24 protein-coding genes and 1 pseudogene are annotated in these 25490 nt (G+C 62.4%); 3 read left to right on the top strand and 22 right to left on the bottom strand.

Features of this window, described 5'->3' with window-relative positions:
• Window positions 1-11: 11 nt before the first annotated feature.
• From dnaE to murC, 11 genes are all read right to left on the bottom strand, one after another.
• Window positions 12-3530 (bottom strand): DNA polymerase III subunit alpha, encoded by a 3519-nt coding sequence (gene dnaE, locus ACQUSY_RS00125; protein ID WP_428902505.1) that lies wholly within the window; start codon window positions 3528-3530, stop codon window positions 12-14.
• Window positions 3527-3934, bottom strand: a complete 408-nt coding sequence (locus tag ACQUSY_RS00120; protein WP_428902504.1) for a hypothetical protein — start codon at window positions 3932-3934, stop codon at window positions 3527-3529. Before ACQUSY_RS00120 ends, dnaE begins: the two co-directional genes overlap by 4 nt.
• Before the next feature lie 261 nt (window positions 3935-4195).
• A complete protein-coding gene (locus tag ACQUSY_RS00115) occupies window positions 4196-5116 on the bottom strand; it encodes an RluA family pseudouridine synthase (protein ID WP_428902727.1) in 921 nt (306 codons plus the stop codon).
• A gap of 2 nt (window positions 5117-5118) precedes the next feature.
• Window positions 5119-5805, bottom strand: a complete 687-nt coding sequence (locus ACQUSY_RS00110) for a signal peptidase II (RefSeq protein WP_428902503.1) — start codon at window positions 5803-5805, stop codon at window positions 5119-5121.
• Between the two features lie 8 nt (window positions 5806-5813).
• Entirely contained in the window at window positions 5814-6410 is a 597-nt protein-coding gene (locus tag ACQUSY_RS00105) for a DivIVA domain-containing protein (RefSeq protein WP_428902502.1), read from the bottom strand.
• A 90-nt stretch (window positions 6411-6500) separates the two neighbouring features.
• The gene (locus ACQUSY_RS00100; RefSeq protein ID WP_428902501.1) at window positions 6501-6800 is read right to left on the bottom strand and encodes a YggT family protein; all 300 of its coding nucleotides are present in this window, start codon (window positions 6798-6800) and stop codon (window positions 6501-6503) included.
• Window positions 6801-6803: 3 nt separating this feature from the next.
• Window positions 6804-7295 (bottom strand): cell division protein SepF, encoded by a 492-nt coding sequence (locus ACQUSY_RS00095; protein ID WP_428902500.1) that lies wholly within the window; start codon window positions 7293-7295, stop codon window positions 6804-6806.
• 34 nt (window positions 7296-7329) lie between these two features.
• A complete protein-coding gene (locus ACQUSY_RS00090; protein WP_428902499.1) occupies window positions 7330-8016 on the bottom strand; it encodes a YggS family pyridoxal phosphate-dependent enzyme in 687 nt (228 codons plus the stop codon).
• On the bottom strand, window positions 8016-9176 hold the full coding sequence (gene ftsZ, locus ACQUSY_RS00085; protein ID WP_428902498.1) for a cell division protein FtsZ: 1161 nt from the start codon (window positions 9174-9176) through the stop codon (window positions 8016-8018). The genes ACQUSY_RS00090 and ftsZ overlap by 1 nt, the downstream gene beginning before the upstream one ends.
• A 157-nt stretch (window positions 9177-9333) precedes the next feature.
• Window positions 9334-10482: a cell division protein FtsQ/DivIB gene (locus ACQUSY_RS00080; RefSeq protein WP_428902497.1), complete on the bottom strand. Its 1149-nt coding sequence runs from the start codon at window positions 10480-10482 to the stop codon at window positions 9334-9336.
• A 3-nt stretch (window positions 10483-10485) separates the two neighbouring features.
• Window positions 10486-11889 carry a UDP-N-acetylmuramate--L-alanine ligase gene (gene murC, locus ACQUSY_RS00075; protein WP_428902496.1) on the bottom strand — a complete coding sequence of 468 codons (1404 nt, stop codon included), beginning with the start codon at window positions 11887-11889 and terminating at the stop codon, window positions 10486-10488.
• Between the two features lie 99 nt (window positions 11890-11988).
• Between murC and ACQUSY_RS00070 the strand changes: the two genes are divergently transcribed.
• Entirely contained in the window at window positions 11989-12354 is a 366-nt protein-coding gene (locus ACQUSY_RS00070) for a GntR family transcriptional regulator (RefSeq protein WP_428902495.1), read from the top strand.
• 62 nt (window positions 12355-12416) lie between these two features.
• On the opposite strand, the gene murG is transcribed toward ACQUSY_RS00070, so the two are convergent.
• The 9 genes from murG to mraZ all read right to left on the bottom strand — a co-directional run bounded on the left by murG (window position 12417) and on the right by mraZ (window position 22694).
• Window positions 12417-13493, bottom strand: a complete 1077-nt coding sequence (gene murG, locus ACQUSY_RS00065) for an undecaprenyldiphospho-muramoylpentapeptide beta-N-acetylglucosaminyltransferase (protein WP_428902494.1) — start codon at window positions 13491-13493, stop codon at window positions 12417-12419.
• A 35-nt stretch (window positions 13494-13528) separates the two neighbouring features.
• Window positions 13529-14761 carry a peptidoglycan glycosyltransferase FtsW gene (locus ACQUSY_RS00060; RefSeq protein ID WP_428902493.1) on the bottom strand — a complete coding sequence of 411 codons (1233 nt, stop codon included), beginning with the start codon at window positions 14759-14761 and terminating at the stop codon, window positions 13529-13531.
• The gene (murD, locus tag ACQUSY_RS00055) at window positions 14724-16256 is read right to left on the bottom strand and encodes a UDP-N-acetylmuramoyl-L-alanine--D-glutamate ligase (protein ID WP_428902492.1); all 1533 of its coding nucleotides are present in this window, start codon (window positions 16254-16256) and stop codon (window positions 14724-14726) included. Before murD ends, ACQUSY_RS00060 begins: the two co-directional genes overlap by 38 nt.
• Window positions 16253-17359 carry a phospho-N-acetylmuramoyl-pentapeptide-transferase gene (mraY, locus tag ACQUSY_RS00050; protein ID WP_428902491.1) on the bottom strand — a complete coding sequence of 369 codons (1107 nt, stop codon included), beginning with the start codon at window positions 17357-17359 and terminating at the stop codon, window positions 16253-16255. Before mraY ends, murD begins: the two co-directional genes overlap by 4 nt.
• Entirely contained in the window at window positions 17356-18768 is a 1413-nt protein-coding gene (locus ACQUSY_RS00045) for a UDP-N-acetylmuramoyl-tripeptide--D-alanyl-D-alanine ligase (protein ID WP_428902490.1), read from the bottom strand. The genes mraY and ACQUSY_RS00045 overlap by 4 nt, the downstream gene beginning before the upstream one ends.
• Window positions 18769-18795: 27 nt before the next feature.
• Window positions 18796-20574: a peptidoglycan D,D-transpeptidase FtsI family protein gene (locus ACQUSY_RS00040; protein WP_428902489.1), complete on the bottom strand. Its 1779-nt coding sequence runs from the start codon at window positions 20572-20574 to the stop codon at window positions 18796-18798.
• A 15-nt stretch (window positions 20575-20589) separates the two neighbouring features.
• The gene (ftsL, locus tag ACQUSY_RS00035; RefSeq protein WP_428902488.1) at window positions 20590-21216 is read right to left on the bottom strand and encodes a cell division protein FtsL; all 627 of its coding nucleotides are present in this window, start codon (window positions 21214-21216) and stop codon (window positions 20590-20592) included.
• On the bottom strand, window positions 21213-22166 hold the full coding sequence (gene rsmH, locus ACQUSY_RS00030) for a 16S rRNA (cytosine(1402)-N(4))-methyltransferase RsmH (RefSeq protein ID WP_428902487.1): 954 nt from the start codon (window positions 22164-22166) through the stop codon (window positions 21213-21215). Before rsmH ends, ftsL begins: the two co-directional genes overlap by 4 nt.
• A 96-nt stretch (window positions 22167-22262) precedes the next feature.
• Entirely contained in the window at window positions 22263-22694 is a 432-nt protein-coding gene (mraZ, locus tag ACQUSY_RS00025; protein WP_428902486.1) for a division/cell wall cluster transcriptional repressor MraZ, read from the bottom strand.
• Window positions 22695-23044: 350 nt separating this feature from the next.
• On the opposite strand from mraZ, the gene ACQUSY_RS00020 reads away from it, so the two are divergent.
• Window positions 23045-23632: an SLC13 family permease gene (locus ACQUSY_RS00020; protein WP_428902485.1), complete on the top strand. Its 588-nt coding sequence runs from the start codon at window positions 23045-23047 to the stop codon at window positions 23630-23632.
• 157 nt (window positions 23633-23789) lie between these two features.
• Here the strand turns inward: ACQUSY_RS00020 and ACQUSY_RS00015 are convergent, their stop codons facing one another.
• Window positions 23790-24221, bottom strand: a complete 432-nt coding sequence (locus tag ACQUSY_RS00015) for a DUF3040 domain-containing protein (RefSeq protein ID WP_428902484.1) — start codon at window positions 24219-24221, stop codon at window positions 23790-23792.
• An 81-nt stretch (window positions 24222-24302) separates the two neighbouring features.
• On the opposite strand from ACQUSY_RS00015, the gene ACQUSY_RS00010 reads away from it, so the two are divergent.
• Window positions 24303-25364 carry a polyprenyl synthetase family protein gene (locus tag ACQUSY_RS00010; protein ID WP_428902726.1) on the top strand — a complete coding sequence of 354 codons (1062 nt, stop codon included), beginning with the start codon at window positions 24303-24305 and terminating at the stop codon, window positions 25362-25364.
• Here the strand turns inward: ACQUSY_RS00010 and ACQUSY_RS00005 are convergent.
• Window positions 25361-25490, bottom strand: a pseudogene (locus ACQUSY_RS00005) (IS481 family transposase); the annotation flags it as partial. The gene ACQUSY_RS00010 and the pseudogene ACQUSY_RS00005 overlap by 4 nt on opposite strands.

Genomic DNA, 25490 nt, shown 5'->3' with positions numbered 1-25490 from the left:
ACGGTTCCGTGTTACCCGAGACACTGTGGGCCCAGCAAACCCTTCAAGTCGCCGTAGAGCTCAGCGGTAATCGAGACCGGCAACGGCACGTCGAAGACCTTGGCGGACCGCCCGCGATGCAGTGTGAGCGACACTTCAGTTTCACCGGGGTACCGCTCGAGCACTTCACGCAGGCTCATCATCGCGCTCTCCGTGGCACGCTGCTCGGCAAGCACGAGCGTCAACGGCCCGTTGTCATCAAAGGTTCCGACGTCGGGCGAGAACGCCGCCTGCGCGTGAATGTTGAGGCCGTCGTCGCGTCTCGATACGCGGCCACGCACGACAAGAATCGCGTCTTGCGTGAGCGTTGACGAGAACTCGGTGTAGGTCTTGCCCATGAACATGACGGTCACTTCACCGGCGAAGTCTTCGACGGTGATCATGCCGTACGGGTTTCCTGAGGCCTTGGCCACACGGTGCTGCACGCTGGTGACAAGACCTGCGATCACGACCTGGTCGCCGTCTTCGATCGACTCCGACTCGAGCAGCGTGTTGATCGACAGCGACGCGTGCTTGGCGAGCGGAACCTCGAGGCCAGCAAGGGGGTGGTCGGAGACATAGAGGCCGAGCATTTCACGCTCGAAGCTCAGCTTTTCTTTCTTCGCCCACTCCGGGTAGTACGGAATCTGTGCGGGCGCGACATCGTCGGTGTCTTCGTAGAGGCTATCGAAGTCGAAGCCGATGGCACCCGTGGCTGCCTTGCGCTTAGAGTCGACGGCCGCGTCAATGAGGTCTTCGTGCGCCATCAGGAGCGCGCGGCGGCTGTCGCCAAACGAGTCGAACGCGCCAGCCTTGATGAGCGACTCCACGGTGCGCTTGTTCGCGACGTGAACCGGAACCTTCTTGAGGAAGTCGTGGAACGACTCGAAGGCTGCCTCTTGGCGCGACTCCACAATGCCGTCAACGACGTTGGATCCGACGTTGCGCACGGCACCCAGGCCAAAGCGAATGTCTTCGCCGACAGCGGCGAAGTACTTGATGGACTGGCCGACGTCTGGTGGTAGCACCTTGATGCCCATGCGGCGGCACTCATTGAGGTAAAGCGCCATCTTGTCTTTGGAGTCGCCGACGCTGGTCAGCAGGGCCGCCATGTACTCGGCGGGATAGTGCGCCTTGAGGTAGGCGGTCCAGTACGAAACCAAACCGTACGCGGCGGAGTGCGCCTTGTTGAAGGCGTAGTCGGAGAAAGGAAGCAGAATGTCCCACAGTGACTTGATCGCGGCCTCGCCGAAACCACGCTCGATCATGCCGTCGTGAAAGCCCTCGTACTGCTTGTCGAGCTCGCTCTTCTTCTTCTTACCCATGGCGCGACGCAGAATGTCTGCTTGACCAAGAGAGAAGCCAGCGACGCGCTGGGCGATCGCCATAACCTGCTCCTGATAGATGATCAGGCCGTAGCTAATGTCGAGGATGTCTTTCAGCGGCTCTTCGAGCTCGGGGTGAATCGGCGTGACCGGTTGCAGGCCGTTCTTACGCAGCGCGTAGTTGGTGTGCGAGTTCGCACCCATCGGGCCCGGGCGATACAGCGCAATAACAGCCGAAACGTCTTCAAAGTTGTCGGGCTTCATGAGGCGCAGTAGCGAACGCATGGGGCCACCATCAAGCTGGAACACGCCGAGCGTGTCACCGCGAGACAGCAACTCGTATGCCGCCGCATCGTCAAGCGCAAGACCTTCAAGATCGAGGTCTTCACCCCGGTTCGCCTTGATGTTATCGAGCGCGTCAGAGATGATCGTGAGGTTTCGCAGCCCCAAGAAGTCCATCTTGATGAGGCCAAGAGACTCACACGACGGGTAGTCGAACTGCGTGACGATCTGCCCGTCTTGCTCACGCTTCATGATCGGGATGATGTCGATCAGTGGGTCAGACGACATGATCACACCGGCGGCGTGCACACCCCACTGGCGCTTCAGGTTTTCGATACCGAGCGCGGTGTCAAAGACAGTTCGAGCTTCGGGGTCGCTCTCAACGACCGCGCGGAACTCGCTCGCCTCTTTGTAGCGCGGGTGGTCTTTGTCGAACATGCCGGTGAGCGGCATATCTTTACCCATCACCGCGGGCGGCATCGCCTTGGTGAGCTTCTCCCCCATACTGAACGGGAAACCAAGCACACGGCCGGCGTCTTTCAGCGCCTGCTTGGCCTTAATGGTTCCGTACGTGACGATCTGCGCCACGCGCTCGTCGCCGTACTTCTCGGTCACGTACTGGATGACCTCGCCGCGGCGCCTGTCGTCAAAGTCGACGTCGAAGTCAGGCATCGAGACACGGTCAGGGTTCAGGAAGCGCTCGAAGATGAGGCCGTGAGGCAGCGGGTCGAGGTCGGTAATACGCATGGCGTACGCGACCATCGAGCCGGCACCGGAACCACGACCGGGGCCGACGCGGATGCCGTGGTCTTTTGCCCAGTTGATGAAGTCGGCGACGACGAGGAAGTAGCCCGGGAACTTCATCTGCAGGATGATGCCGACCTCATAGTCGGCTTGCTTGCGCACGTCGTCAGGGATGCCACCCGGGTAGCGGTAGTGCAGGCCCTTTTCGACCTCTTTCGCGAACCAGCTCTCTTCAGTCTCCCCCTCCGGAACCGGGAAGCGCGGCATGTAGCTGGTGTCGGTGTCGAACGTGACGTTGCAGCGCTCAGCGATGAGGAGCGTGTTCGTGACGGCCTCGGGGTTGTCACGGAACAGGTGACGCATCTCATCGGCGGTCTTGAGGTAGTACCCGTCGCCGTCGAACTTGAAGCGCTTCGGGTCATCGAGCGTCGAACCCGACTGCACACACAGCAGCGCCGAGTGCGCGTCGGCGTCATGCTGGTGGGTGTAGTGCGAGTCGTTCGTGCCGACGAGCGGAATCTTCAGGTCTTTCGCGATCTTGAGCAGGTCGCCCATGATGCGGCGCTCAATGTCGAGACCGTGATCCATAATTTCGGCGAAGTAGTTTTCTTTGCCAAACAGGTCTTGAAACTCAGCCGCCGCGGCGCGCGCCTCGTTGTACTGGCCCAAGCGCAGGCGGGTCTGGACCTCGCCCGACGGGCAACCCGTCGTCGCGATGATGCCCTCGTGGTACGTGTTGAGTAGGTCGCGGTCCATACGCGGCTTGAAGTAGTAGCCCTCGATGCTCGCCTTCGACGAGAGGCGGAAGAGGTTATGCAGACCGGTGTTGTTCTCGGCCCACATCGTCATGTGCGTGTACGCACCCGAACCCGAGACATCATCGCCCTGTTGCTCGGCCGTGCCCCAGCGAATACGCGTCTTGTCGGTGCGGTGCGTGCCCGGCGTGACGTAGGCCTCAATACCGATGATCGGTTTGATGCCGCCAGCGGTCGCGGTCTTGTAGAACTCGAACGCACCAAACGTGTTGCCATGGTCGGTGACGGCGATCGCCGGCATCTCCTGCCGCGCCGCCTCTTCGACCATTGAGGTCAGTCGAGCAGCACCGTCCAGCATCGAAAATTCGGAGTGGACGTGCAGGTGTACGAAGGAATCGGATGTCACTCTTCGAGCCTACCCGGGGCCACCGACCCTCGCGCTGCAACGGGGCGCGAGGGTCGGCGCCTGCTACGGAAGTTCGTCGACCAGGCCCATGTTTTCGATGGTGTAACACGCGTCGGGAACGCGACGTGCGCTGCGCTCCTACCGTGGAGCGCGATGAGGTAATCAGCGAGTTCTTGGGGGTCCCGCGGCATCGCTGCGTACTCCTCCGGGTTGACGAGATAGCTGAACTCGTAAACCCCGTAGAACTCCGAATACTCGTTGAGCGTGACTGCCGATGGTGCCTGCAGTTCTGAAGCGTCCCCCCAGTAGTCCACGCTGCCGTGGTCCTCACGAACGGCCCACATCCGTTCGTCGTATGCGCTCGAGACGAAAAGGTCTTGAACGAACGACTTTTGTGACGCCACCGTCGCATTTTCGTATTCGTCGTTGAAACGATCGCGTTTCCGGCAGGGCGATTAAGAAGGTCTCGATCACCACATCGTCGGCGGCATCACGGCCGACGCGCTGCACTGCGAACCGGGTCAGGCGCTCTGCGTGCCTGTCGTAGAGTTCGGCGAAGGCAGGCGGGTGGGCCTGCGATTGCCGAATAATGTCAAGATCTGTCCTCACACTAGTAATCCTGCACTCGGGCAGGTTGAGTTCACGGCACTTTCGAACTCGCGTCGCTAGCTTGCTTCGAGAACGTCCAGGGCGTGTTGCAGATCAGCCGGGTACGGCGACTCGAACTGCACCCAGTCCCCCGTTGCCGGGTGCGTGAAGGCGAGCTTGTGAGCGTGTAGCCACTGGCGTGACAGGCCCAGTTTCTCGTTGAGAGTGGGGTCGGAACCATAGAGCGGGTCGCCAACGCAGGGGTGGCGCATCGCAGACATGTGCACGCGAATCTGGTGGGTACGGCCCGTTTCGAGATGAATTTCGAGGAGCGAGGCACCCGCGAAAGCCTCGAGGGTTTCGTATTGCGTCACGGAGTCTTTGCCATCGCGCGTTACGGCAAACTTCCACGAGTGCGACGGGTGACGCCCAATCGGCGCATCAATGGTTCCGCTCAGCGGGTCCATGTACCCCTGCACGATGGCGTGGTAAATCTTCTCGACCGTGCGCTCCTTGAACGCCGCCTTGAGCGTGAAGTATGCGTGCTCAGACTTAGCGACAACCATGAGTCCGCTGGTACCCGCATCAAGGCGGTGCACGATGCCCTGACGCTCGGCGGGGCCCGTCGTGGCAATGCGGTAGCCCTCGCCGGCGAGAGCACCGAGCACAGTCGGGCCTTCCCACCCCATGGACGGGTGAGCAGCGACGCCGACCGGCTTGTCAACGACCACGATGTGGTCATCGTCGTAAATGATGCCGAGCTCAGGCACCTGCACCGGAATCACGGTGGGTTCTTGCTTGGGCGTCCACGCAGCGTCAAGACGGCTACCGGCGCGGACCTTGTCAGACTTTGACACCATGCGTCCGTCAACGAAGACGCCGCCGGCCTCAGTGATCTCGGCCGCAAACGTGCGCGAAACATCGAGGAGGCTCGCGAGCGCCGCGTCAACACGGCGCCCGTCGAGCTCCTCAGAAATGGTGAAGCTCTGCGACTCCATGGTCATGCCGAAGCTGCGGGCTTCTCGTCGGCCGGTTCGTCTGCTGACTCGGCAGATACGTCGGCCGCAGGTGCGTCAGCCGACTCCGCGTCCTCCCGCGCACGGCGCTCCCGACGAGACTCATACCGGTCGTCTTCGGAAACTTCACCAACCACGGTCTCAGCCGCTGGTTCCGCTTTCTCGCGCGCGCCATCGAAGTTGATGCCCAGCAGGATCAGCAGGGCAACCACGATCATGCTGCAGACGATGAAGATGTCAGCAATGTTGTAAATCGCGGGCATCATCCACGGCGTGTAGATGAAGTCGACGACGTGTCCGACCGCGAATCCGGGTTCACGAAACAACCGGTCGGTCAGGTTGCCGCTCACGCCGCCCAGCAGTGCGCCGAGCACGAAGGCCCAGCGACGGGAGCGGATGCGCGTCAACCCGAGGAAAACCACGGTGAGTGCTGCGACAGCCTGCACGATCGTGAAGATCCAGGTGACGCCCTCACCCAGCGAGAATGCTGCGCCCGGGTTGAACGTCAAATAGAACTGCAGAAAGTCGCCCAGCACCGGAGTGGGAACCTCGATCTCGAGGTTGTTCAGGGCGACAAACTTGGTGAACTGGTCAGCGGCCAGCACCAGGATCGCGAAGATCGCGATGATGGTACCGGCCGCTGCCCGTGAGAGTTGGGGCCGAGTGGTCAAGAGGTGACTCAGAGGCCGATCGCTGAGACCGGAGCCGAACCGGAAGCCGAGCTTGCCGAGTCGAGGTCGGTCAGCTGACCCTCAATGTACTTGCGGAGGTTAGCGCGGTACTCGCGCTCGAACTCGCGAAGCTCCGAGATGCGACCCTCGAGAACGGTGCGCTCCTTGTCGAGGCGCTCCTTCTCGGCGCGACTGCTTGCTTCGGCTTCAGAAACGATGGTCGAAGCCTGTTCCTTGGCCTCGGCGATGAGCTTGTCGCGCTGGCTCTTACCCTCAGCAACGTGCTCGTCGTGCAGGCGCTGAGCCAGCTCAATGATGCTTGCGCTCTGCGTCGGAACGTTGTTCTCAACGACCGGTGCTGGTGCAACGGGCTCTTCGACAACGGGAGCGGTTACAGGCGCTGCTGCGTCCGGTGCCGGAGCGGCGGCTTCACCCGATTCGAATGCTGCCAGCTTCGCCTTCAGCTCGACGTTTTCTTCAATGGTCTTACGCCATTCAACGACGATTTCATCCAGGAAGTCATCGACCTCATCCGGGTCAAAACCTTCCTTGAACCGGACGTGCTGGAACTGCTTGGTGACAACGTCATCCGGGGTCAATGCCATGGTGGCTCCTTACTTCACTGCGTTCGGTTCGGGATCAGGCCAACAAGCACTGGAAAATCCCCTGCCTGTTTCAGCATAGCCGCGCGATACTTATGCCGCGAGACTGAACGTGATCCTGTAGGCAAATAAACAAACAATCATGACGATCATGAACGACAGATCAAGCTGTACGGCACCGAGCCGAATGGGCTTGACCAGTTTGCGCACAAACTTGAGCGGCGGGTCTGTGATCGTAAAAATGAACTCGGCAAATACCAAACCGAGTCCTTTGGGCCGCCAATCGCGGCTGAACATAGGAATGAGATCGAGGATGAAGCGCGCGAACAGCGCCATCATGTACAACATGATGGCGTAGCTCACGATCGCCATCGCGACCTGGAGCAGGCCCACGGATTACGGCTGCGCGAACGGCGTGATGTCGCCGTCAGCGTGTGCAATGCCACCGTCACCCGAAACGGCAATGTTCTCCGGCGACAGCAGGAATACCTTGCTCGTGACGCGCTCAATCTTGCCGTATAGGCCGCTGGCGAGACCGCTAGCGAAGTCAATGAGTCGACGAGCTTCGGCGTCGGACATCTGCGACAGGTTCATGATGACGGGGATGCCGTCACGGAAGCTCTCGGCAATGTTCTGAGCATCGCGATACTGCTTGGGGTGTACCGTCAAAATCTCGTTGACGGCCCCGGCAGCGGGCTGACGAACGACAGCGGGGCGGCGCAGCGGGGTCACGGGCGCGGTGGCAGGCTCAGCCTGCTCAACCTCGCGGACCTCACGAGCTTCGCGGCCACGCGTCTTCGCCGGCACCTCGGCGGCCGGTTGGGTGTACGTTTCTTCTTCGTCGGCCAGGCCGAGGTACACCATGGTCTTCTTGAGCGGGTTCGACATCGCGTCCTCCGTTGTGTGCTCGTCTGTAGGCAGGTTATCCCCGGGCGGGGCGTGTTCCGGTGATTGCGGAACCAATTCGTAGGTGTGTCGCGCCGTGCGCGATTGCTTCGGCAAAGTCATGACTCATGCCTGCCGAAATCCACGTGGCACCGGCCACGACGCCGCGAACGAGACCGGAGTATCCGGCGAGACGTTCGAATGCGGGTGCCGGGTCTTCGTCAAGCGGCGCGACAGCCATCACACCGCGCAGGCGCAGCGTTGACATGCCAGCAATGACAGTGGCGAGCTTCTCAATGTCATCTGGTTCCGCCCCACCACGACCCAGGTCATTCGTGAGGTTGACCTGCAGAAGCACGTCAAGAATCGAGCCGCCCGGCTCGCCCGCCGCTTCGAGAGCCGTGGCGATCTTTTCGCGATCAACCGAGTGCACGACGTCGGCCGCGGCACGAATCTGGCGCGCCTTGTTCGACTGCGCTTGCCCAATGAAGTGCCAGCGCATGCCTTCGAGGCCCGCGAGTTCTTCGCGTTTCTGCGAGAGCTCCTGTTGTCGGTTCTCCCCCACGTCGCGCACACCCAGCGCAGACAGATCGGTGATCAGCTGCGCGGGATGAAACTTCGTGACGACAATGCGGGTGATCTCCGCAGGGTCTCGGTGAAAACGCCGCGCGGCGGAGGCGATGTTCTCATCGACCTCCGCCAGGCGGGTGTGAAGTTCGCTCATTACTGTTTGAGGAAGTCCGGAATGTCGAGGTCGCCCTCATCGAATGCCGAGTCAAAGCCACCGACGTCCGGGAGCATGTTCGCGGGAACAGCGACCGGCGCTTCGGCGGGAGCCTCAGCGGCCGCCTCTGCCTTCTCGGCCGCAACAGCCGGCTCGACAGCCGGGGCTGCCGGGCGCGTGACGACAGCGGGCAGCTCAATACGAGACTGCGGCTCGCCACCGTCAAAGCCAGCAGCGATCACCGTGACGCGCACTTCGTCGCCAAGGGTGTCGTCGATGACCGTACCGAAGATGATGTTGGCCTCGGGGTGTGCGGCTTCCTTGACGAGCTGAGCGGCGTCGTTGATCTCGAAGATACCGAGGTTGGAACCACCCTGGATCGACAGCAGCACGCCGTGCGCGCCCTCGATCGATGCTTCAAGCAGCGGCGACTCAACGGCAAGCTCGGCAGCCTTGATAGCACGGTCAGCACCGCGCGCAGAACCGATACCCATGAGAGCCGAGCCTGCGCCCTGCATAACGCTCTTGACGTCGGCGAAGTCGAGGTTGATCAGACCCGGGGTCGTGATCAGGTCGGTGATGCCCTGCACACCGGCGAGGAGAACCTGGTCGGCGGTTGCGAAGGCTTCGATCATCGAGATGCCGCGGTCGCTGATCTCCAGCAGACGGTCGTTCGGCACGACGATGAGTGTGTCGACTTCTTCCTTCAGGCGCGCAACACCAGCCTCAGCCTGGCTCTGACGGCGACGACCTTCGAAGGAGAAGGGCTTGGTGACCACACCGATGGTGAGGGCACCGATCGACTTCGCGATCTTGGCGACAACCGGAGCACCACCGGTACCGGTTCCGCCACCTTCACCAGCCGTGACGAAGACCATGTCAGCACCGCGCAGGGCCTCTTCGATCTCTTCAGCGTGGTCTTCGGCCGCGCGGCGACCGACCTCAGGGTCAGCGCCAGCACCGAGGCCGCGGGTGAGTTCGCGCCCGACGTCAAGCTTGACGTCAGCGTCGCTCATCAGCAGTGCCTGTGCATCCGTGTTGATCGCGATGAACTCAACGCCACGAAGGCCGAGCTCGATCATGCGGTTGACAGCGTTCACGCCACCACCGCCGACGCCGACCACCTTGATGACGGCGAGGTAGTTTTGGTTCTGGCTCATGCCGGCCTCCGTGTCTAGAACCTGGTTCAACCTTCACCTTCGAGTAGAAGGTTAAAGAATTGCCGGGTATGCATTTCTCTTGATTGAAGGTACGGCCCGAATCGACCTGTATCGCGGCGACACGCGCGCGTGTCGTGACATGGACGTCAGAAATAGGTCAACGCATCACAATTGCGGTCGGCGAAGAGACGTCGTAGACCGAAACCGTGTCAATCGGACGCGTCAGCATTGCCTTTTCAAGCACCTGAGATTTGATCTGCGAATCGTCAGCATTGCCCCAAATGATCTGCGTGCCGGTCGGGGTGAGCGTCAGCGTCACATCTGCCGGGGTGGTTGCCGTGACCTTAGAGACGGAACCACGGATACTGTCAGGAATGGAGAGCATCACCATTCCTGCGGAGCGGAAAGTGCTCTCCCCCAGCCCACCAGCAACCTGGAACAACGGGTAACCAACGGGTGCATCGGGCGTCGTCGACAGCACGACACCGGCGGCATCAACCAGCGAATACCCGGCGTCAGTCTCGACCACTCCGACCGGAGTACGTTCAACAATCGTCACGATGAGTTCGTGCGGTGGGCGCGCTTGCACCGTGTAAGTCTCCACGGCGGGGAAAGTCACGAGCGCGGCCTTGATCTCACTCTCGCTGACGAGGGCAAGCGGGGTACCCATCTGGCCCGACAGCGATTCGGTGACAACCGCCGGGTCGAGAGACGTGGTTCCGGTCACCGTGATCTTCTGCACCGCGAACAGCGGCGAGTACGCAATCGCGAAGGAGCCGACGATGACGGCGGCGAGCGAACTCAGCGAGACGATCCAGATGAGGCGACGACGGCGCGCACGGCCGGTGAAGCGGCGCACCTCACGCCGCAGGGCCTTGCGCTTCGCGCGGGCGGCACGCCATACGTCACGCCAGCCGACGGCGGGTTGCGGGGTTTCCTCGGATGAATCGGTGGCGTCATCAGCGTCGGTGGCGTCGCGCGCGTCGTCACCGACGGCTGTGTCGAAAGCGGAAGACCCTGGTTCCGCATCCGCAGCTTCGTCAGCCGTGCGCTTTTCCGGGCGGTGAAACGGTGTGATGACCGCCGTCTCCTCGTCATCTGCTGTGACCGGCTCTTCAGCCTCAGCCCCGTGGTTCCACTCGGTGACGTCACCCGTGTCGCGCGACGAATCGTCGCCGAACGTCACTGGTTCGTCGACGCACTCGTCGAACTCCTCGAACTCCTCGACGACGTCGCTCGCGTCGAAGACCGGCTCGACGGCCGGTTCAACGCGAGGACGCTGTGGAAGAGGTTCGGGGCGACGCATAGATTACTTCGCGCGAGCGGCCAGCGCTTCGAGCACCTGCGGAATGATGAGGTTCACGTTGCCGCACCCGAGCGTGACGATAAAGTCACCGTCTTGCGCAACCTGCGCGGCGTAATCGGCGGCGGCCTGCCAGTCGGCAACGAAGTGCACGTTGCTGGGGTCGGCAAAGTCGTTGGAGACGAGTTCGCCCGTGACACCCTCAACCGGGTCTTCGCGCGCTCCGTAAACGTCGAGCACGATCGTGTGGTCGGCGCGGTTTTCGAGCACCTCCGCGAACTCGCGGTGCATGAGCTGCGTGCGCGAGTAGGTGTGGGGCTGGTGCAGCGCGATGATGCGTCCCGACCCAACAACGGTACGGGCAGCGGCCAGAGCGGCGTCGACCTCGGTCGGGTGGTGGGCGTAGTCGTCGTAGACGCTCACGCCGCCGATGGTGTCGTGCAGTTCGAAGCGGCGGGCGGTTCCGCCGAAGCCTTCAAGTGAGCGCACGGCCGCTTCAAGGTCGTGGCCGAGGGCAACGAGTACCGCGGCTGCACCGGCGGCGTTCAGCGCATTGTGCACGCCGGCAACCGGCATGTGCGCGCTCACACTCTGCTCACCGACGGTGATCGTGAACGAAACGCCCGAGGCGTTGCTCGCGACATCGTGCAGGCGCACGTTGGCGTCAGTAGCCTGGCCGAACGTGATGACGTTGGGATGCGTGATGCGCTCGCGCACGGCGACGGCACCGAGGTCGTCAGATGAGATGACGACCGCTTCGCGCGCCTCGTTAGCGAACTGCGCGAAGGCCGCGTCGAACGCATCGCGCGAGCCGTAGTGGTCGAGGTGATCGGGGTCAACGTTCGTGATGAGCGCGATCGACGTGTCGTACAGCAAGAACGTGCCGTCAGACTCATCAGCCTCAATGACGAACAGGTCGTCGCTACCGGGAGCGCTCGAGACGCCGAGGGCGGCAATGACGCCACCGTTGACGAACGTGGGGTTCTCCCCCATCGCCGTGAGACCCGTGACGATCATGCCGGTCGACGTCGTCTTGCCGTGCGCGCCCGCGACCGACACCAAGCGGTGCGAACCGATGAGCCAGTGCAGGGCTTGCGAACGGTGGATCACGTGCAGGCGACGCTCCTTCGCGAGCACGAACTCTGGGTTCTCCGGCCAAATCGCACCGGTGTGAATCACGGTGTCAACGTCGTCAGCGAGGTTCGCGGCGTCGTGCCCGACGTAGACGGTCGCGCCGAGCGCTTCGAGCTCACGCAGGCCCGGGCTGTCGGCCCGGTCTGATCCGGAGACACGGATGCCACGGGCAAGGAACATGCGCGCCAATCCGCTCATGCCCGAGCCACCGATGCCGATAAAGTGCGCAGCGTCGATCGTCTCAGGGATGGGGAGGCTTAAATCGGGTCGAATCATGACTTCTCAAGTGTAGGTTGCTTCGTGCCGAGGGGATCGTCGGCACGCCCGGGGCTCCTGCCCTGATACGGTGGCGCCACAGTGTTGTGAAAGGACGCCATGTTTCAGATTGACCGGTCCAGCGCGGTGGCCCCGTACGAGCAGCTGCGTTCGCAGATCATCGATGCCATCGCGAGTGGCTCGCTAGCCGTCGACACGCGATTGCCTCCGGTGCGTACGTTGGCCGCGGACCTCGGAACGGCTGCCGGAACCATCGCTCGCGCCTATCGGGAGTTGGAAGAAGCAGGGGTGGTCATCACGCGCGGACGCCATGGCACGTTCGTCGCCGCACACGGCGACGCCACCGAGCAGGCCGTGCAGCACGCCGCCGCTGCGTTTGTTGAGGTCGTGCGCTCGCTTCACGTCTCAGATGACGTCGCCCTCGAGCTGATCACCCGCGCCCTCCACTCGATTCCCGAGCGCTGAGCGCGACCGCGCCCCGTGGTTCCGCACGCCCAAGAAAGCGGTTATGTAACGGGAACGAAAGGTTAGCGACCCGAAAGCGCCTCGTCGATCATGGTGATGACGTTTTCGGTGCCGGTGCGAATGCCAACCGAAACCGCGGCGTGTTCCATGCCGCGGCGGCGCTCGGCGTCGCGCAGCAGCGGCACGACATCGTCGCGCACGGCATCGCCCGTGAAGTCAGCGTTGTCGATGATGAGCGCAGCACCCGCCTCGACGGCAGACGCCGCATTGAGACGCTGCTCGCCGTTACCAACCGCATACGGCACGTAGATCGCAGGGAGTCCGAGTGCACTGATCTCACTCACGGTCGCGGCCCCCGAGCGCGAAACAACCATGTCAGCGACGGCAAAGGCAAGATCCATGCGGTCGACATAGCGACGCACGACGTAACCCTCGACCTCGGGGTCGACGTACTCCGACTTCTCCCCCGTGATGTGAATGAGCTGCCAGCCGGCATCGAGAATGTCTTCCCACGAACCTTCAAGGGCCTCATTCAAACGCTGAGCGCCGAGGCTGCCACCGAACACGAGCAGTGTCGGCTTCGCCGGGTCGAGCCCGAAGAAGTCGGCGGCCTCAGCACGCTGAGCGGCGCGGTCGAGTTCCACGACCTCGCGGCGCAGCGGCATGCCAACGACATCGGAACCCTTGAGCGGCGTGCCAGCGAAGGCGACGCCAACGCCCGCAGCGCGGCGTGCACCCAGCACGTTTGCCAGCCCCGGGCGCGCATTCGCTTCGTGCACGATGAACGGAACACCGGCCTTGCGGGCGGCAACGTAGGCGGGAGCGGCCGCATACCCACCGAAGCCGATGACAACATCAACATTGTTCGCGCGAATGTGCTCGCGCACTTGCGCGACCGCCTTGCGAAAGCGCGTCGGAAACGCCAGCGCCGCCTTGTTGGGTCGGCGCGGGAATGGCACTTTGTCAACGATCAAGAGCTCGTAGCCGCGTTGCGGCACAAGACGAGCTTCGAGCCCCTCCTTGGTGCCAAGAACGAGCACGTTCGCGGAGTCATCACGCGCACGGAGTCCGTCAGCGACGGCGAGCAGAGGGTTAACGTGGCCGGCGGTTCCGCCACCGGCAAGCAAGTACGTTGTCACCTGGAAATCCTGCCACACGTGGCTGGGGCGCGCTCTCAGGAGGCTGCGGTGCGGCGGCGCGGAACCATGGGCACGACGTTCGTAGACGCCGGAATCTCGGGCAGGGTGCGCGTAAACGACAGCAGCACGCCGCACGCAATGAGCACGCTCAGCAGCGAGGTTCCGCCCTGCGACATGAACGGCAACGGAACACCCAGCGGTGGCAACAGACGCAGGACGACACCGATGTTGATGAGTGCCTGGCCGACGATCCACACGGCAATCGCACCGGAAACGATGCGTACGAAGGGGTCGGGTGTGCGGCGCACGATACGGAATGCGCCGACAGCAAACGTTGCAAACAACGCAAGCACGACGAGGCATCCGATCAGCCCCAGCTCTTCTCCGACAATCGCAAAGATGTAGTCGTTCTGCGCGGCGGGTAGCCACTCATACTTCATCTTCGAGTTACCCAGGCCGAGGCCGAAAATGCCTCCGCTCGCGAGGCCCCAGATGCCGTGCATCGGTTGGTAGCAAACGTTGTCATACGCGTCGCCGGTGCAGTCGCTGAAGACCGACATGATGCGGTCCAGGCGGTTCAGGTTTGTGAGCGCCAGTACAGCGACGCCGATGGCACCGATGATGAGCGGCAGAAAGAAGACGCGGAGCTTGACCCCCGAGAAGTACAGCGCTGACAGCAAGATCATCATCAGCACCATGGCTGTACCGAGGTCTTTACCGACAAGAACAGAACCCAGGATGAGTGCCGAGACCGGCACCAACGGAATGAACACGTGCCGCCACAGACCCAGCAGGGCCTGCTTGCGGTACAGCACATAACCAACCCAGAGCGCGGTTGCCACCTTCAAGAACTCAGCCGGCTGAAACTGTTGCCCGGCGATCATGACCCAGGCGGTGTTGCCATCGGCGTGCACAGCCAAGGGCGTGAGAATCAAGGATTGCAACACGAGCGCAAGCCCCAGAATCGGCCAGGCCATCTTCTTGAAGAACGACATCGAAAAGCGGCTCAGCACGAACATCAGCGGAATACCGATGAGCGCGAAAACGCCCTGCTTCATGAACGTGTCGAGCGGTGCTGTCGGCGAAGCGCTCGTCGCCGACAGCACCATGACGAGTCCGAAGATCGTCAGCAGCAGGGCCGCCGATGCGATGAGCATGAATTCAACCGGAACCGGCTTGATCTTCAGACCCAGAAAAACGCGTGCGGCCTGACCGCGCGCGCCGTCGTCTTCAGTGCTCGGGGTCGGCGATGTCGTGTTGCTGGTCATCGCCCGACTCCTTCTCTGCCCACTTGCGGACTGCCTGTGCGAAGAGCTCGCCGCGCTGGTCGTAACCGGTGAACTGGTCAAATGACGCCGCTGCCGGCGCCAGCAAGACCACATCCCCGTCTGTCACAACCTCAGCCGCAATACGCACGACCGCGTCCATGATCTCTTCAGTGTCGGTTGCGACGGCCTCAAAAAGAGGCACATTGGGCGCGTGTCGCGCGAACGCTTCAACAACAGCGGTGCGCTCGACGCCAATCACAATCGCAGCGCGGGCCTTCACACCACGAGCGGCGACCAGATCAGAAATGTCGACGCCCTTGAGTTGGCCACCGACAACCCAGACCGCACCAGGAAATGCGGTCAGTGACGATGCCGCGGCGTGCGGGTTCGTCGCCTTCGAGTCGTCGATCCAGGTCACGCCAGCAGCACGAGCCACAAGCTCGATGCGGTGCGGGTCGAGGCGGAAAGTCTGAAGCGCCGCGTTGACGTCTTCGGTCGTGATGCCGAGCGTGCGGCTGAGTGCCGTTGCCGCCAAGATGTTTGACGCGATATGCGGGGCCGCGAGGTTCAAGTTCGCGAGCGTGTCAACGTCAATGATCTCGAGCGCGGCGTTGCGGCGATCGTCAAGGAAAGCACGGTCAACGAGCAGTCCGTCGACGACACCGAGATCGCTCGGCCCGGGCACACCGAGGTCAAACCCGATGGCACGCGCACCCTCGATAACGTCGGCATCTTCGACCATGTCGCGCGTCGCGAGATCTGCCTTGTTGTACACGCACGAGAACTTCGTGTTGCGGTAAACAATCGCCTTCGCGTCGCGATAGGCCTCAAACGAGCCGTGCCAGATCAGGTGGTCGTCAGCGAGGTTGAGGCAGACGCTGGCGGCCGGAACCGGTTGACCGGCGGGCGTTGACAGACCCAAGTACCAAAGCTGGTGGCTGGAGAGTTCAACAACGAGCGCGTCAAAGCCTTCAGGGTCACGCACCGCGTCAAGAATCGGCACGCCGATGTTGCCGCAGGGCGCGGCCTTGAGCCCACCCGCAACCAGCATCGATGCCGTCAGCCGCGTCGTCGTGGTCTTGCCGTTGGTTCCGGTGATCAGAATCCACTCGGCAGGCGAGCCGTCCGCACGCGTGACCTTGTCACGCACGCGCCAGGCAAGCTCAATATCGCCCCACAGCGCGATGCCCTGCTCTTGCACCCACTGGATAACCGGGTGGTGCGGCGCGAATCCGGGCGACGCGATAACGACCTCGGGAGCAAACTCCACGAGCTCGTCCGGAATCTCCTGCAGCGACTTCTCAACGAGACCAACGCCGATGACGGGCAACAGGCGTGCGTACTCTTCCGACGAAGACTCGGTGAAAACGCGAACGTCTGAGCCCAGTTCGGCAAGCGTGTCAGCAACCGAGAAACCCGTTGACGAGAGGCCGAGCACAGCGACGCGAAGGCCCTTCCAATCGGAGTACCAGCTGGTGAGGTGATCAAGCGTCATACGCGGGAAAGCCATTCAACGTAGAAGAGACCCATACCGGTGACCGCGCACGCGCCGGCGATGATCCACATGCGCACGACGATCGTCGGTTCTGGCCAGCCACGCATTTCGAGGTGGTGGTGGAACGGGCTATTGAGGAAGAGACGCTTACCCTTCGTCAGCTTGAAGTAGTAGCGCTGCAGGATGACGGAGCCGGGGCCCATCAGGAAGACGAAGCCGATGACGATGAGCAGCAGCTCAGTGTGCGTCAGGATCGCCATCGCGGTGAGAACGCCGCCGATGGCGAGCGAACCGGTGTCGCCCATGAAGACCTTGGCCTTCGGTGCGTTCCACCACAGGAAGCCCACGAGGGCACCGATGAACGAAGCGCTCACGATCGCGAGGTCGAGGGGGTCGCGGATGTTGCCGTAGCACCCGGCGATGAGCTCTTCCGGCGCGACTTCGCAACGCTGGTTGAACTGCCAGAAGGCGATGAGGCTGTAGGTACCGATGACGAAGACACCGGAACCAGCGGCAAGGCCGTCAAGACCATCGGTCAGGTTGGTGGCGTTGGACGTTGCCACGCCCATGAGCGAGATCCACGCGAGGTACAGCAGCCACCCGAGCACAAAGCCCAGCGGCATGAAGCTCAGTACGGCGATGTCGCGGAAGAGCGAGATTGAGTCACTCGCGGGAGTGACGTTGTATTCGTTCGGGAAGTTGAGCGAAACGATGCCGAACGGAATCATCACCAGGAGCTGGCCGATGATCTTGCGCCAGCCAGAGAGACCGAGGCTGTTCTGCCTGCTGACCTTCATGTAGTCGTCGATGAAGCCAACGACGCCGAAGCCGACCATGAGCCACAACACGAGCAAGCCCGAGATCGTGGGCGGGTTGTTGCCGGTGTAGGTACCGATGAGGTAGCCGACAAGCGTGGCGATGATGAAGATGACGCCACCCATCGTGGGCGTGCCGCGCTTCGCGCCGTGCTTGGGGTTGTTCGCGCTTTCGGGTGTGCGAATGACCTGCCCCCAGCCCCACTTTCGGAAGAACTTCAGAAAGACCGGGGTGAGGAACAGCGTAAAGGCAAACGCAATGACCGCAGCCGCAAGGAGTGATCTCACGAGAACAATCCTCCCAGACGATCGCCCAGAAAGCGCAGACCCGCGGAGTTCGAGGATTTCACGAGCACCCGGTCGCCGTCACGCAACTCTATCTTGAGGTAGTCGAAGGCGGCATCGGCGTCTTCAAAGAACACGGGTTCGCCATCCCACGAGCCCTCGCCAATCGCGGAGATAAACAGTCGACGCGCGGCGGCACCAACGACGACGATGCGCTGAATGCGCAGACGCACCGCGAGCAGACCAATGCGGTCGTGCGCTTCGCCATCGAACTCGCCCAGTTCGCTCATGGCGCCGAGCACGGCGACGGTGCGCTCGTGCGGTTCGGTGATTTGAGCAAGCGTACGCAGAGCGGCAGCCATCGAGTCGGGGCTCGCGTTGTACGCGTCGTTAATGATGCGCACGCTGTCGTTGCCCATCACCTGCATACGCCAGCGCTCGGCGAGATCCACGGTCTCGAGGCGTGCGATAGACGTTTCCGGAGCGACACCCAGCACCCGAGCGGCGGTAATGGCGGCCAGGGCGTTCATAACGTGGTGGGCACCGAGAACCTTCAAGCTCATCGGCAGGGTCTTGCCGTCTACCTGCACGTCGCACGTGGTTCCGGCGGCCGACACGGCCATCTCGCCAGCCTGAACATCAGCAGTCGGGGCGTGGCCGAACCACACCACGGCGTTGCCCTGAGTTTCGGCCACCGGTGCCATCGAGGCAACACGGGGGTCATCGGCGTTGAGCACGGCGGTTCCGCCGGGCGCGAGGGCCTGTACGAGTTCGGTCTTCGCCTTCACAGTGGATTCGATGCCACCGAAGCCACCCGCGTGTGCCATACCGACCATCAGCACAACGCTAACGTCGGGCGTAACGAGGCCCGCCAGGCGCGCGATCTCGCCGGGGCCGGAGGCACCAAACTCTGAGACCAAATATTCGGTGGTGTCGGTGACGCGCAGCATCGTAAGAGGCGCGCCCACTTCGTTGTTATACGAAGCGATGGGAGCGACGGTCTCACCCTCCTCCTGCAGAATGCGCAGGAGCATGTTCTTCGTGGTGGTCTTGCCGTTGGAACCGGTGATGCCGACGATCTTGAGGTGACCGTGCGCGCGCACGCGGGCGACAACGGCCCGGGCCAGGTCTGCGATCGCGAGAACGACGTCAGCAACCACGATCTGCGTGATGTCTTCGTCAACAACGTGTTCGACAAGCGCGAGGGTGGCGCCGTTTTCAACGGCGGCGCCGACGAAGCGGTGACCATCCGTGGTCTCCCCCGGCTTGGCGACGAATATGCCACCGGGAGTCATGTTGCGCGAGTCGGTGTCGACAACGCCAGAAACAACGGTCTCAGCGGTGTCTCCGCGACGCGCGTGGATGGTTCCGCCGACGATGGTTTCAACCTCGGCGAGAGTGAGGGCAATCATGTGAAATTCTCCGTGCAGGTGCGCCCGTTATTCAGCGAACTTCGGAAGAAGTGCGGGGATGGGCGTCTCGGATGGCATAACGCGGTAGTTCTTCAAAACTTGAGTCATGGCCTTTTGAAAGGCGGGTGCGGTTGCCGTAGACGAGGTTACCCTAGTCGGCTCTTTGAGGGTGATCATGACGACGTACTCGGGGTCGTCTGCGGGGGCGTAGCCGACGATCGAGGTGTCATAAACGTTGGCCTTGTAGCCGCCGGTGGCGTCGTCGTAGGTCTGTGCGGTACCGGTCTTGGCAGCGATGCGGAAGCCCGGAACACGAATCATGTCGGCGATACCACCCTGCTCGGCCACATTCTCGATCATGAGTGAAAGGTCGCTCGCGACGTCGACATCGAGAATGCGCTCCGGCTCAGCCACAGTCGGCTTATCGACGGTGCCGTCCGCGTTGGTGCACGATTCGATGAGCTGGAGCGGCTGCTTCACGCCGTCATTGGCGATGACTTGGTAGGCACTGGCAACCTGCGGGGCCGTGACCTGGAATGATTGTCCGAATGTCGACGCATAGATGGTTTGGTAGTCCCAGTCTTCGACCGGGTGCAGCACGCCATCTTCTTCGCCGGAGAATGCGACATCGGTGATCTCGCCAACACCAAACTTCTGCAACCATTCGTATCGCTTCTGCGGCGGCAGCATGGTTCCGAACTTACTCAGGGCCACGTTCGAAGAGTCGATCAGGGCACCGGCAAGCGTGTAATGGTAGCTGTCGTGGCGAAAGGCGTCGCCGACCGCGGCGCCATTGTCAAAGGTCTCATAGCCGCTGGCCCAAACCGAGGTCATGGGGGTTGCGACGCGCTCCTGCATGATCATGGCCGCGGTAATAGCCTTGAACGTCGACCCGGGCTCGAAGCTGTCCACAAACAGACGCGAGCTACCTGACGAGCCACCGGGCGAGTTGGAATCGACGGTGTCGTACTCTGCGGCCGCACGAATCTTGCCCGTCTTTGACTCGACGACGAGCACCGAGCCGTACTTTGCGCCCTGAATGCCGACCTCTTCGGTGATCATCTGCTGCATGTACCACTGCAGATCAGCGTCAAGCGTGAGCGTGACGGTGCCGCCATCGACCGCGGGCTCTGTCTCTTGCGAACCCGGAATGATCTCGCCGTTGCCGCCCACTTCATACGTCGTGGCACCGTTCGTCGCCGAGAGGCACGCGTCTTCCATCAACTCGATGCCGGCGAGCGGTGCCCCGTCCGATCCGGTGAAACCGACGATGTTTCCCGCGACAGCACCGTTCTCGTAGATGCGCTTCTCGGTTGGTGTGGACGCGATGTAGGGCACGCCGATCGCGCGGAGGTCGAGGTACTGCTGCGTCGTGAGGCCACTCTTCACTGGAGCCCAGCGCGGGCTCGGCGCGTTGTCCAGAGCTGCCTGAACCTCGTCTTCAGTCATGGCTGTTGCGGCCGCGATCTTGGCGCGAGCCATTTCCCACGTCACGACCGTCGGGTCTTTGTCGAACCCGTCGTAATAGACGTCGTAGTCCTTGATAATCTCGGGGTCGAGCTGCAACGCGTATTCGACCGAGGTCGACGCGAGCACGGTGCCATCTTTGTCGACGATCTCGCCGCGCGTGCCATACAGAACGTCACCATCAGCGAGGCGGGCAGCCTTGAATGCATCGGTGTACTCCTCAGCCTTCACGACCTGAATATCGATCAGGCGGACGGTGAAAGCGATCAGGACTCCAAAGATCAGCAGCAGAGCCACCGAGGTGCGCCGGCGTGGCGTGCGTGTGGCCCGCGTGGTCATCGAGGCTCCGATTCGTTAGCGCGTTTCTGGTGTGGGAATTCCGTCTGAGATCACCGGAGGCAACTGTGGAGTCTCCACAACCGGAGCGGTCGCGGACAAGTTATCTGCCGTCTCAGACGGTGCCGCTACTGGAATTGCACCACCGATTGTGCTCCCGGGTGCGGTCGCGAGCGGCGTGTTGGCAATCAGTGCGTTTGAAACAGCCGGTGTGCGAAGAACATCGACCGTTGACTTACCGGCAACCTCACCGGTACCGATTACGGCACCGTCGCTGAGTCGCAGGTACGTGGGCGATGCGCCGATGACCATGCCAACGGACGCTGCGTTGGCGGCCAAATACTGGGGCGACGACAGCCCAGCAAGCTCTTCGCTGAGAAGCTGTGACTGCACGGTCAAGTCGCGTTGCTGCGTCTGCAGCTCACGGATTTCGTACGTCGTCGCCGTCGTCGCCAGTGACAGGCCCATCTGCGCGGCGCCGATCAGGACGGCGCCTATGAGGGCGGTCATCGCGTACGCGACGCGAGGCTTGCGTACCTTCGCCGGCGTGGCGACCGGGCGCAGGTGGCGTTCGCGCTGCGGCGCGACCGGGGCCTCACGCTCGGGACGGGGAATCGGGACGGTAATCGCCTCTGCCAGGCTCATCGTGCCTCCCTCACACGCTCAGCCGCACGGGTACGGACCGGAATAGATCGTGGGTTGCGCTGACGTTCGGCCTCGTCGGCGAGTTCAGCACCCTTGGTAATGAGGCGGAACCTCGGAGCAAACTCCTCGAGTTCCACCGGGAGGCCCTTCGGGCCGGTGGATGAGCTGGCCGCCGCGAAGGCGCGCTTCACAAAGCGGTCTTCCAGCGACTGGTACGCCATCACGACAATGCGGCCACCGACGTTCAGCAGGTCCATCGCGGCCGGGATTGCGGCCTCGACAGCCGCGAGCTCAGCGTTGACCTCGATGCGGAGCGCCTGGAAGACGCGCTTGGCGGGGTGGCCGGCGCTCAGCAGTGCACCGGGGGTGGCATCCGTCAGGATCGACACGAGCTGCGTCGACGTTGCGATCGGCTCCGACTCACGCGCGCTCAGGATGGCGCGAGCGTAGCGACCGGCAAGCTTTTCTTCGCCGTAGACCTCGAAGATGCGGCGCAGCTGGCCCTCGGAGTACGTTGCCAGAATGTCAGCGGCGGTGATGCCCTGGGTCTGGTCCATGCGCATGTCCAGCGGTGCATCCTTCGCGTAGGCGAAGCCGCGCTCGGCCATGTCGAGCTGGAGCGAGGAGACACCCAGGTCGAACAGCACGCCGTCAATGTGGTCGAAGCCTTCGCCGTGGACAGCGTCAGCGATGCCGTCATAGACGGTGTGCACCGGACGGAACCTGTCGCCGAATCGTGCGAGCCGCTCCCCCGCGATGCGCAGAGCGTCGGTGTCGCGGTCAAGACCAATGAGCGTCAGGTTGTCGAAGCGGTCAAGGATCGCTTCGGAGTGGCCTCCCATGCCGAGCGTCGCGTCGACAAAGACAGCGCCGGGGCGGGCGATTGCCGGCTCCAGTAGCTCGATGCAGCGCTCGAGCATGACGGGTGTGTGGATTTCGTTCGGGTTCATGAGATTTCGGGTCTCCCTGTGCTCTGATGCCCCTCCGCGAGACCTGCCATCGGGGAAGTGAAGTCAGGGCGCGCGGAAAGGAGTCACAGCGCAGGGCTAGAACAGACCGGGAATCACCTCCTGTTCCATCTCTGCGTAGGATTCTTCGTTGCCTGCCAGGTAGTTGTTCCAGGCCTCCGCGTTCCAGATTTCGGCGTGGGCGCCGACACCGGTAACGATGAGTTCCTTTTCCAGTCCGGCGTACTGGCGAAGCGCCGGCGGAATAGTGATGCGGTTCTGGCTGTCGGGCATTTCTGCGCTCGCTCCGGAGAGGAACATGCGGAGAAAGTCACGAGCCTGCTTGTTGCTCAGGGGGGCCTGGCGGATGCGCTCGTGCACCGACTCGAACTCAGCATTCGAAAACACGTAGAGACAACGCTCTTGCCCGCGAGTGATGACGACGCCCCCAGCGAGGTCTTCACGGAACTTAGCGGGAAGGATGACGCGACCTTTGTCGTCGAGCTTCGGTGAGTGGGTACCCAGCAACATCGGCCTCTCACCCCCCTTCCCGTCGGCCTCGGTTCGGTATGCGCCCCACTTTACTCCACTTCTCCCCACTTCGTCTACGAAAACATCACAATATTCCCGGTGAGTAGCGAAAGTCCCGCGTGATTACGCGGCAGGTGCCGGTGGAGGGAATTGGCGCCCACTCCCTCCGGAATGCCGATGAGACACGCATCAACGCGTCCGAAGCCGGAGAATTGGCGGCCAACATGGGGAAAGATGGAGCCAAATGCTGGGTGGGGAGGGAAATGGAGAATCCACGATCGCAGCCACACCCCCTGGTGCTCGCGACGGGCGTGACGCTAGTTTGAGAGCCGAATGGTCACCGCGGGTTGATGACAGAAGGGCACCCCATTGACCCGATTGCCGCGGCGCTTGGCATCCTCGGTTTCGCCGTGCTGGGTTTTTTGAGCAATCGCATTCCTATCGCTCTGGTCGCCACGGGAGTTGCCCTCGCATTGTTCTTCACGGGCGTCCTGTCCCTGCCCGAAGCCCTCGCCGGCTTCGGAGATCCGACCGTGTTGTTTATCGCGTCACTCTTCGTGGTCAGCGAATCGCTCGACGCCACCGGTGTCACCGCGTGGGCCGGGCAGAAAATGATCGCTCAAGCCGGGAGCAGACACACAGCACTGATCGTGCTGATCTCGCTACTAGTCGCGGTGCTGACAGCGCTCATCAGTGTGAACGGCGCGGTCGCCGCGCTACTCCCCCTCATGTTGCTTATCGGCTGCCGCGTTCTCCCCGATCGGTCCGGCTCCCCCATGCCGCCGGACTTGCCATGGCTAGCAACCGAGCTCCATCAGCAATACACCGTCGACCTCGATGCGGATGCACTTTTGGAGCCGCTCCGCGGCGTCACTGAAGTCGTGGTTCCGCCTCGCTCACCGCTCATCGGAACCCACGTCTTTCCCGGCATGCGGTGAGCGCCATCATGAACGGCATGACGGAGACATTCCGGTTTCGGTGCCGGGTTGCTCCTTCAGGCCGCACACACGCTCGGAAGCTCGTCCTCATAGCAAACGCAGACACAAAAATAACCCCGCATCGGCGCACCTGATGCGGGGTTCATTTTAAGAATGCTTAGTCTTCGGGGTTCTGGCGGCGATCCCAGCGGTCGTTGATGCGATCCATGAAACCGCTCTGCTTGTTCGTCGTGCGCTGCGTGGAACCACGAGGTGCGCTTGCGGAGCTGGCAAACGAGTCTTCGAGGTGGCTCGGAATCTCTGTCTTCTTGGAGGGGCGTACGGCATAAACGACGCCAAAGAACATCAGCCCGAAGCCGACGAGACCCACGATGATGCCGATGAACTGCGAAGAACCGAGGCTCTGGAACATCGCAACGCCCGCAACCATGGCACCGAGGCCAACGATGACGAACACGGCGCCAAGCACGAGGTTGCGGTAGTTGAGCGGTGCACCTGTGGGTGTCGCACTCACCACATCGGCGTCAGTGCGCAGAAGATTGCGCTCCATCTCATCGAGCATTCGCTGCTCTTGTTCTGAGAGTGGCATGCGGCCCCCCTTGTTCGATATCGAGTTCGCCCCAGTTTATCCCGGAGGATCAACACTAGGCTAGGCCTCGTGAGTGACCCGATGCACCTTGTAAGCCAAGTTTCTCAGCGACTCGGTAGATTCGTCGCCGAACAACGCGATGCTGCGGCCAGCACCGGCCCGATTTCCCGCCAGCTTTTTGACGCTGCCGCGATGACGCTGACCGGCGGAAAGCGCCTGCGCGCCCAGTTCTGCCACACCGGCTGGGTCGCTGCCGGCGGCGCTCCGCTTGCTGATGAAGCCATCGCGGTTGCCACGTCGCTGGAGATTTTCCAAGCCGCAGCGCTCGTGCACGATGACCTCATCGATCATTCCGACACCCGCCGTGGGCGCCCGGCGGCTCACCGCGGTCTGGAGACCGCACACCGCGACGCAGGCTGGAGCGGCAACAGCGCAGACTTTGGCGTCTCCGGCGCCATCCTGCTCGGTGACCTGTTGGTTGCTTGGAGTGACGATCTCCTCGAAGAGGCGATCGTCACTCACCCCCACGCACGCCTCGTCCGTGCCGAATACGCGCGGATGCGTCGCGATGTGACGCTGGGCCAGTTTCTTGACGTCGCCCAGGAGTCGGCGTGGGTCACGCAGCCCGATGGTGAGCATGCCGACCGTGCGTTGGAAATCGCCTCACTGAAGTCGGCGCGATACAGCGTCGAACAGCCGCTTATTATCGGGGCGGCGCTGGCCGGTGCCACCGACGCCCAGCGTGCCAGCCTGCGCACTTTTGGTCACCACATCGGCATCGCCTTCCAGCTGCGCGACGACGTGCTTGGCGTTTTCGGCGACACAGCTCAGACCGGTAAGCCCGCGGGCGATGACATTCGCGAAGGCAAGCGTACGCTGCTTGTTGCCTACACGCGTGAGCAGCTCTCCCCCGACGCGAAGGATCGGTTCGACGAAGCCCTCGGTGATCGTGACCTGTCGACAGACGAGGTCCGTCACATGCAGAACGAGATGACGACGTCAGGCGCACTGGCCCGCGTTGAAGCGCTGATCAGCGAAAACGCGACGGCCGCCTTGGACGAGCTTGCGTCCGCCCCCCTGCTTGAGAGCGCACTCGACGATCTCGCTCAACTTGCCGAAGCAGCAATCAACCGCAGCGCCTAGCTGTACTGACCTCGACCGTTGTTGATTCGGTCGATGGGGGTCTTGCCTCCGATGCCGAGGTGGTGCCTGTCTAGGTTGTAGTGGTCGAGCCAGGTCGTCAAGGCAGCGGCTCGGTCGTCGTTGGAG

Origin of the sequence: Microbacterium daqui (genome assembly GCF_050408675.1) — a bacterium.
Classification (GTDB): Bacteria; Actinomycetota; Actinomycetes; order Actinomycetales; family Microbacteriaceae; genus Microbacterium.
The sequence above is the reverse complement of the archived record's forward strand: the minus strand, read 5'-3'. Positions and strand labels throughout refer to the sequence as shown.

Excerpts from the sequence above, each read along its gene's own strand:
- murC (WP_428902496.1), bottom strand. The coding sequence starts at position 11,889 with ATGATTCGACCCGATTTAAGCCTCCCCATCCCTGAGACGATCGACGCT.
- ACQUSY_RS00060 (WP_428902493.1), bottom strand. The coding sequence starts at position 14,761 with ATGACCAGCAACACGACATCGCCGACCCCGAGCACTGAAGACGACGGC.
- ftsZ (WP_428902498.1), bottom strand. The coding sequence starts at position 9,176 with ATGAGCCAGAACCAAAACTACCTCGCCGTCATCAAGGTGGTCGGCGTC.
- ACQUSY_RS00105 (WP_428902502.1), bottom strand. The coding sequence starts at position 6,410 with ATGGCATTGACCCCGGATGACGTTGTCACCAAGCAGTTCCAGCACGTC.
- ACQUSY_RS00045 (WP_428902490.1), bottom strand. The coding sequence starts at position 18,768 with ATGATTGCCCTCACTCTCGCCGAGGTTGAAACCATCGTCGGCGGAACC.
- ACQUSY_RS00115 (WP_428902727.1), bottom strand. The coding sequence starts at position 5,116 with ATGGAGTCGCAGAGCTTCACCATTTCTGAGGAGCTCGACGGGCGCCGT.
- mraZ (WP_428902486.1), bottom strand. The coding sequence starts at position 22,694 with ATGTTGCTGGGTACCCACTCACCGAAGCTCGACGACAAAGGTCGCGTC.
- ACQUSY_RS00070 (WP_428902495.1), top strand. The coding sequence starts at position 11,989 with ATGTTTCAGATTGACCGGTCCAGCGCGGTGGCCCCGTACGAGCAGCTG.
- ACQUSY_RS00020 (WP_428902485.1), top strand. The coding sequence starts at position 23,045 with ATGACAGAAGGGCACCCCATTGACCCGATTGCCGCGGCGCTTGGCATC.
- ACQUSY_RS00080 (WP_428902497.1), bottom strand. The coding sequence starts at position 10,482 with ATGCGTCGCCCCGAACCTCTTCCACAGCGTCCTCGCGTTGAACCGGCC.
- ftsL (WP_428902488.1), bottom strand. The coding sequence starts at position 21,216 with ATGAGCCTGGCAGAGGCGATTACCGTCCCGATTCCCCGTCCCGAGCGT.
- ACQUSY_RS00040 (WP_428902489.1), bottom strand. The coding sequence starts at position 20,574 with ATGACCACGCGGGCCACACGCACGCCACGCCGGCGCACCTCGGTGGCT.
- murD (WP_428902492.1), bottom strand. The coding sequence starts at position 16,256 with ATGACGCTTGATCACCTCACCAGCTGGTACTCCGATTGGAAGGGCCTT.
- ACQUSY_RS00015 (WP_428902484.1), bottom strand. The coding sequence starts at position 24,221 with ATGCCACTCTCAGAACAAGAGCAGCGAATGCTCGATGAGATGGAGCGC.
- rsmH (WP_428902487.1), bottom strand. The coding sequence starts at position 22,166 with ATGAACCCGAACGAAATCCACACACCCGTCATGCTCGAGCGCTGCATC.
- ACQUSY_RS00090 (WP_428902499.1), bottom strand. The coding sequence starts at position 8,016 with ATGAGCGAACTTCACACCCGCCTGGCGGAGGTCGATGAGAACATCGCC.
- ACQUSY_RS00095 (WP_428902500.1), bottom strand. The coding sequence starts at position 7,295 with ATGTCGAACCCGCTCAAGAAGACCATGGTGTACCTCGGCCTGGCCGAC.
- ACQUSY_RS00010 (WP_428902726.1), top strand. The coding sequence starts at position 24,303 with ATGCACCTTGTAAGCCAAGTTTCTCAGCGACTCGGTAGATTCGTCGCC.